The sequence below is a fragment of the Haladaptatus sp. genome (genome assembly GCF_049589095.1).
Lineage (GTDB): Archaea > Halobacteriota > Halobacteria > Halobacteriales > Haladaptataceae > Haladaptatus.
Genome location: NZ_JBAWAC010000578.1, coordinates 1 through 5,888, shown reverse-complemented (window position 1 = coordinate 5,888; position 5,888 = coordinate 1). Strand labels below are relative to the sequence as shown.

The 5,888-nt window shown below is 64.4% G+C and carries 7 protein-coding genes; 4 read left to right on the top strand and 3 right to left on the bottom strand.

All coding sequences use genetic code 11. From position 1 onward, the window contains the following. Positions 1-123: 123 nt before the first annotated feature. Both WBV42_RS18040 and dhaK read left to right on the top strand, forming a co-directional pair. The gene (locus tag WBV42_RS18040) at positions 124-972 is read left to right on the top strand and encodes an aldo/keto reductase (protein ID WP_253227861.1); all 849 of its coding nucleotides are present in this window, start codon (positions 124-126) and stop codon (positions 970-972) included. Positions 973-1,033: 61 nt separating this feature from the next. Continuing rightward, entirely contained in the window at positions 1,034-2,035 is a 1,002-nt protein-coding gene (dhaK, locus tag WBV42_RS18035; RefSeq protein WP_423987251.1) for a dihydroxyacetone kinase subunit DhaK, read from the top strand. A 107-nt stretch (positions 2,036-2,142) separates the two neighbouring features. On the opposite strand, the gene WBV42_RS18030 is transcribed toward dhaK, so the two are convergent. Then, positions 2,143-2,493: a hypothetical protein gene (locus tag WBV42_RS18030; protein ID WP_423987250.1), complete on the bottom strand. Its 351-nt coding sequence runs from the start codon at positions 2,491-2,493 to the stop codon at positions 2,143-2,145. A 276-nt stretch (positions 2,494-2,769) separates the two neighbouring features. On the opposite strand from WBV42_RS18030, the gene dhaL reads away from it, so the two are divergent. Next, positions 2,770-3,513: a dihydroxyacetone kinase subunit DhaL gene (gene dhaL, locus WBV42_RS18025; protein ID WP_423987249.1), complete on the top strand. Its 744-nt coding sequence runs from the start codon at positions 2,770-2,772 to the stop codon at positions 3,511-3,513. Then, a complete protein-coding gene (dhaM, locus tag WBV42_RS18020; RefSeq protein WP_253227865.1) occupies positions 3,510-3,890 on the top strand; it encodes a dihydroxyacetone kinase phosphoryl donor subunit DhaM in 381 nt (126 codons plus the stop codon). The genes dhaL and dhaM overlap by 4 nt, the downstream gene beginning before the upstream one ends. Before the next feature lie 5 nt (positions 3,891-3,895). On the opposite strand, the gene ptsP is transcribed toward dhaM, so the two are convergent. Both ptsP and ptsH1 read right to left on the bottom strand, forming a co-directional pair. Then, positions 3,896-5,575 (bottom strand): phosphoenolpyruvate--protein phosphotransferase, encoded by a 1,680-nt coding sequence (gene ptsP, locus WBV42_RS18015; protein WP_423987248.1) that lies wholly within the window; start codon positions 5,573-5,575, stop codon positions 3,896-3,898. Next, on the bottom strand, positions 5,572-5,841 hold the full coding sequence (gene ptsH1 / locus WBV42_RS18010; RefSeq protein WP_423987247.1) for a phosphocarrier protein HPr: 270 nt from the start codon (positions 5,839-5,841) through the stop codon (positions 5,572-5,574). The genes ptsP and ptsH1 overlap by 4 nt, the downstream gene beginning before the upstream one ends. Positions 5,842-5,888 lie beyond the last annotated feature (47 nt).

Sequence of the window (5,888 nt, the reverse complement as noted above, 5' to 3'; positions counted from 1 at the left end):
GAATATACTACGGACGAACCGCGAAACCACCAGCGGGAGTTCGGGTTTTCGGGATCCGGACGAAGCGGCAAACGACACTGTTTGCCAAAAGAAGTTACCTCCTGGGCGGTTACCTCTCTCGATATGACGCTCGAAAACGAGAGCGATACGTTCGACATCGGCGGCGAACTGACCGTCAACCGACTGGGGTACGGTGCGATGCGTCTCACGGGCGAGGACGTCATCGGTCGGCCGGACGACGAGGAGGAGGCCCGACGCGTCCTCCACGAGGTCGTCTCGACGGGGACGAACTTCATCGACACCGCCGACTCCTACGGCCCGGCCGTGAGCGAGCGACTCATCGGCGAAGCGCTGCATCCCTACCCGGACGACCTCGTCGTCGCCACGAAGGGCGGTCTCTGGCGGGACGACCGCGACGGCTCGTGGCCGAAATGTGGCGAACCGGGCTACATCCGCAACGCGATTTTGGGCAGTCTCGACCGGCTCAAGGTGGACACCATCGACCTCTACCAGTACCACCGACCGGACCCCGACGTTCCCTTCGAGGACGCCGTCAACACGTTCGCGGAACTCAAAGACGAGGGAAAGGTCAACCACGTCGGGTTGAGCAACGTCTCCGTCGAGCAGTTGGAGGAAGCCCGCGACATCGTGGACGTCGCCACGGTACAGAACCAGTACAACGTCGGCAACCGCGATTCGGAGGACGTGCTCGAAGCCTGTGAGGAGTACGACATCGGATTCATCCCGTGGTTCCCGCTCGGCGCGGGTGACCTCGGCGACAAGGAAGAAGCGCTCGAAGAAGTCGCGGACGCACACGACGCCTCCGAGCGGCAAATCGCGCTGGCATGGTTGCTCCATCACTCGCCCGTCACGCTCCCGATTCCGGGCACATCGAGCGTGGAGCACCTCCACGAGAACGTCGCCGCCTCGCACATCGAACTCTCGGACGACGAGATGGAACTGCTGGACTGAGGGCGGGTCGTTCCGTCCGAAGGAACCCTTATGCGCCAGCGTGTAGATGGTAACACGACGCATGAAAAAACTCATCAACGAACCATCCGCCGTGGTGGACGAGATGTTGGACGGGATGGTCGCCGCGCACCCGGACGAGGTTCGTCGACTGCCGGACTCGAACGTCCTCGTTCGGAACGACGCCCCGATCGAAGGAAAGGTCGCCGTCGTCAGCGGTGGGGGGAGTGGACACGAACCGACGCACGCGGGCTACCTCGGTCCCGGAATGCTCGACGGAGCGGCGGCGGGCGAGGTGTTCACCTCGCCGACCGCCGACGAGGTCAGCGAGATGGTACAGGCCTGTGACGGCGGCGAGGGCGTCCTCATGGTCATCAAGAACTACGAGGGCGACGTGATGAACTTCGAGACGGCGGGGGAACTAGCGGAGATGGAATCCGACGTGGAGGTCGCACAGGTCGTCGTCAACGACGATGTCGCCGTCGAGGATTCGCTGTACACCTCCGGTCGCCGCGGCGTCTGTGGAACCATCTTCGTCCACAAGGTCGCGGGCGCGATGGCCGACGAGGGCGGCGATCTGGACGAAGTCCAGCGGGTCGCCCAGAAGGTCATCGACAACGTAGCGACGATGGGAACCGCGCTCACGTCCTGCATCACGCCCGAGAAGGGCGAACCCACCTTCGATTTGGGCGACGACGAGATCGAACTCGGCATCGGGATTCACGGCGAACCCGGCGTCGAACGCGTGGACATGACCTCGGCGGACGACATCACCGAGCGACTCACCGAAAACGTCCTCGATGACCTCGACCTCGACCCCGGAACGGAGGTCGCCACCATCGTCAACGGGATGGGCGGGACGCCGCTGTCGGAACTATACATCGTGAACCGGAAACTCCAGTCGATACTGGAAGACGAGGGGCTGGAGACGTGGAACGCGTGGGTCGGCGACTACATGACCTCGCTCGACATGCAGGGCTGTTCGGTGACGGTGTTGGAACTGGACGACGAACTGAAGGAGCTTCTGTCGCATCCGGTGGAAACGACCGCTTTGACGGTGACGTAGGCGAAAACTGGGTTTTGAACTACTCCAGCCGAATCGAGTGAACCGCCTCGGGGTCAAGCCCCGAGGCACTCGGCCTGCTCCGCCTGTAGAATGGAACGAGAGTCGATCTACACCAGTTCCATCTCCCAGTAGAGATGTCGTCTCGCGAGCGAGCCGAAATTATCGTGCCCACATTCGGGACACTCGAAACCATCAACGCTGTCTATGTCGATAGGGAAAACGTACCCGCAGTCGGTTTCACAGCGGTTCTGTCGAGGTCCGTTGACGAACGACACCAGCAAATCGTTTCTGTGATCTTCGAGATGTGCCGTGCCTCGGTCGTACATTCCGTCGATGGATTCGGTCTCTAACACCTCGTCGCAGAACCCACAGACGAAATGGTACGTGACCGACGTATCGTCGTGTTCCTTCTCGTCACTGTTCTGGTCACTGTCGGATCGGCGCGTTGGGACGGTCATGGTAGCGTGGAGCGAGCGTGAACTGTGTGATGCGCTCCGCGTGAGTCCTTCCGTCACACGAATGGAATGCCACTAGACTGCCGAGGGACCGCAAATGACCGGCAGTGGACGCATAGTGTGTAATCACTCGGCCGTTGCACATTGAGTACATGCTCAGGTCATAAAGATGGTGGCACGGTCCCACACAGAGATGGTGATAGCCTTCTCGATGTCATACCACCGTGGCCCGACACGAGCGAAGGTTTACCCCGATAGGATGCGTGATATCAGGAAACAATGGCAGACACAGCGACGGAACGCGAGGCGGTGCTCACGGCAATCGAACGGGTCGCCGAGCGCATGGCGGACGAGAAGGACTACCTGACCGACCTCGACTCGGCCATCGGCGACGCCGACCACGGGGCGAACATGAACCGCGGGTTCCAGGCCGTTCTGGAGAAGACGGACGGAATGGACGACGCTGAACCGGCAGACATCGTGAAGACGGTCGGCGTGACGCTCATCTCGGAGGTCGGCGGGGCCGCCGGGCCGCTGTACGGCGGGTCGTTCATGAGCGCTAGCGCGGAACTGGCGGACGGTTTGACACCGGAAACAACGGTGGCGTTCGCCGAGGCGTTCCTGGAGAAGGTGCAGGACAGAGGGGACGCGCCGGTCGGCGCGAAGACGATGGTGGACGCACTGACGCCCGCCGTCCATACCTACAAGAAATCCATCGAGCAGGACGACCTCGAACCGGTGGAGGCGCTGACGAAGGCGGTCGACGCCGCGGAGCGCGGCGTGAACTTCACGACGCCGATTCGCGCGCTGAAGGGTCGGGCGTCGTATCTGGGCTGGCGGTCGGTCGGCCATCAGGACCCCGGCGCGACGAGCACCCTGTTCATGCTCGAAGCGATTCAGGAAACCGCCGTTTCCCACCTCGGCGACGGCGACCTCGAAGCCGACGCGACATCGCCGACGGTACCGGACGAGGAAGCGACACCCGAGGCGGCCGACGGCGACGGAACGGAGGGGTCCGAATGATCGGACTCGTCGTGGTCTCCCACAGCGAGCAGGCCGCGAAGGGGATTCGGGAGGTCGCCGCCGAGATGGCGGGCGACGTTCCCATCGAGGCGGTCGGCGGCGACCCGGACGGCGGTCTGGGAACGAGCACGCCCGTGATTCAGGAGGCGCTTGATTCGCTCGCCGACGAGGACGGCGTCGTCGTCCTCGTCGATCTGGGCAGTGCGGTGATGAACACCGAACTCGCCATCGAGATGGCCGACGTCGAGGCGGAAATCGCCGACGCGCCCATTCTGGAGGGCGCGGTCAACGCGGCGGTCACGGCCAACAGTCCGAAGGCCACGGTCGAATCGGTGTTGGAGGCCGCGGAAGAAGCCGGAGAGATTTCGAAATTGTAAGAGATTTACAGCAACTCGGCGACCTCTTCGCGCGTTTCGGCGGCGAGAACCCGCTCGGCGCGTTCTTGCGCCGTCTCGGTGTCGATATCCCCGACGTTCGCTTTCACGTCCGGTACGGTTATCGCGCTCATGCTGAGTTCGTCCAGGCCGAGACCGACGAGCAGTTCCGTCAGGTCGGGGTCGCCAGCCATCTCGCCGCACATGCCGACCCACGCGTCGCCCTCGTGTCCCGCCGAGACCGTCCGACGAATCGCCCGGAGGACGGCCGGATAGCGCGGGTCGTGGAGGTCCGAGACTCGCTCGTTTTCACGCGACGCGGCCATCACGTACTGCGTGAGGTCGTTCGTCCCGATACTCAGAAACTCCACGCGCTCGGCGAGCGATTCGGCCATGAACACTGAGCCGGGCGTCTCGATCATCACGCCGAGTTCGGGCACGTCGAACGATTCGCCTTCTTCGTCCAGTTCCTCGGCGACAGTTTCGACCCGCGCGAGCGCCGCGTCGAGTTCCTCGACGCTGGCGACGAGCGGGAACATTACGGCGAGAGTTCCCGCCGAATCGTCCGCGGCCGCGCGCAGCAGGGCGCGCAGTTGGGTTTCGAACAGGTCCGAATCCGGGCCGAGCGAGCGCCGAATCCCGCGCTCGCCGAGGAACGGGTTCGCCTCGTCCGGCGCATCGAGGTACGGAATCGGCTTGTCGCCGCCGATGTCCAGCGTTCGGACGACGCACCGCTCGTCCGGGAATGCGGCCAACGCCTCGGTGTACGCCTCGTACTGTTCGTCCTCGTCCGGCGGCGCGTCGCGGTCGAGGAACAGGAATTCGGTTCGGAACAGGCCGATGCCGTCGGCACCCTGTTCGGCCGCGACGTCGAGTTCCGCGAGCGTCCCGACGTTCGCCGCGACTTCGATTTCCTCCCCGTCCGCCGTCGAAACGTGGTCGTCGATGACGGACGTTTCGGCGTCGGCGATTCGGCGCTTCGCGTCCTCGTCGGGATCGATGACGACGACGCCGTTCTCGCCATCGACCAGGAGTTCCCGGCCGTCGCCGACCTGTGCGAGTTCGTCGCCGACGCCGACGACGGCGGGAATGCCGAGCGAGCGGGCGAAGATCGCGGCGTGCGAGGTTCGCCCGCCGAAGATGGTCGCGAACCCGGACAGCACGTCCGGGTCGAGTTGGGCCGTGTCGCTCGGCGTGAGCCGTTCCGCGACGAGTATCGATCCATCGGGAAGGTCGCCGAGGTCCATGCGGTCGCCGTCGGTGACGATTCGCAGGAGTCGGTCGCGCACGTCGCGCAGGTCGTCGGCCCGTTCGGACATCGAACCCTCCAAGTTCTCGAATCGGGCGATCGGATCGGTGAACGCACGCTGGATCGCGTGTGGTGCCGGAAGGCCGTTCTCGATGGCCGCCTCGATGCCGCCGACGATTTCGGGGTCGTCGACGAACGCGCGATGCGCGTCGAAAATCTCGGCTTCATCCTCGCCGACGCGGTCGGTCGCTCGCTCCCGCTCCCGTTCGAGTTCCTCGTGTGCGGTCGCTTGCGCGGCCTCGAACGCCGCGAGTTCTTCCTCGGGATCGACCGTCGTCGGGTCCGGCGGGTCGGGGAGGTCAGTCGCTCCGCGGTACCAAACGACCCCACCGACACCGGCGCGCGGCGTCACGCCGATTCCGGAGAGTTCGGTCGTCACGCTTCCCCATCCTCCGGCGTGGTGAGCACGTCCTCCAGCGCGTCGAGGGCGTCTTCGGCGTCGTCCCCCTCCGCGACGAGTCTAACGTCGTCTCCTTGCCGCGCGTTGAGCGTCGTCACCGACAGCATGCTTCGGGCGTTGACCGCGTCGCCGTCCGCGAGGGCGACCGTGATATCCGATTCGAACTCGTTGGCGGTCGTGACGAAGCGCGATGCTGGTCGGGCGTGCAGTCCGGCCTCGGGGACGACGGTGACAGTGCGTTCCATACGGGTCATTTCCAACGTTTGGTGTGGGACCCGCTTCATGCTATCGC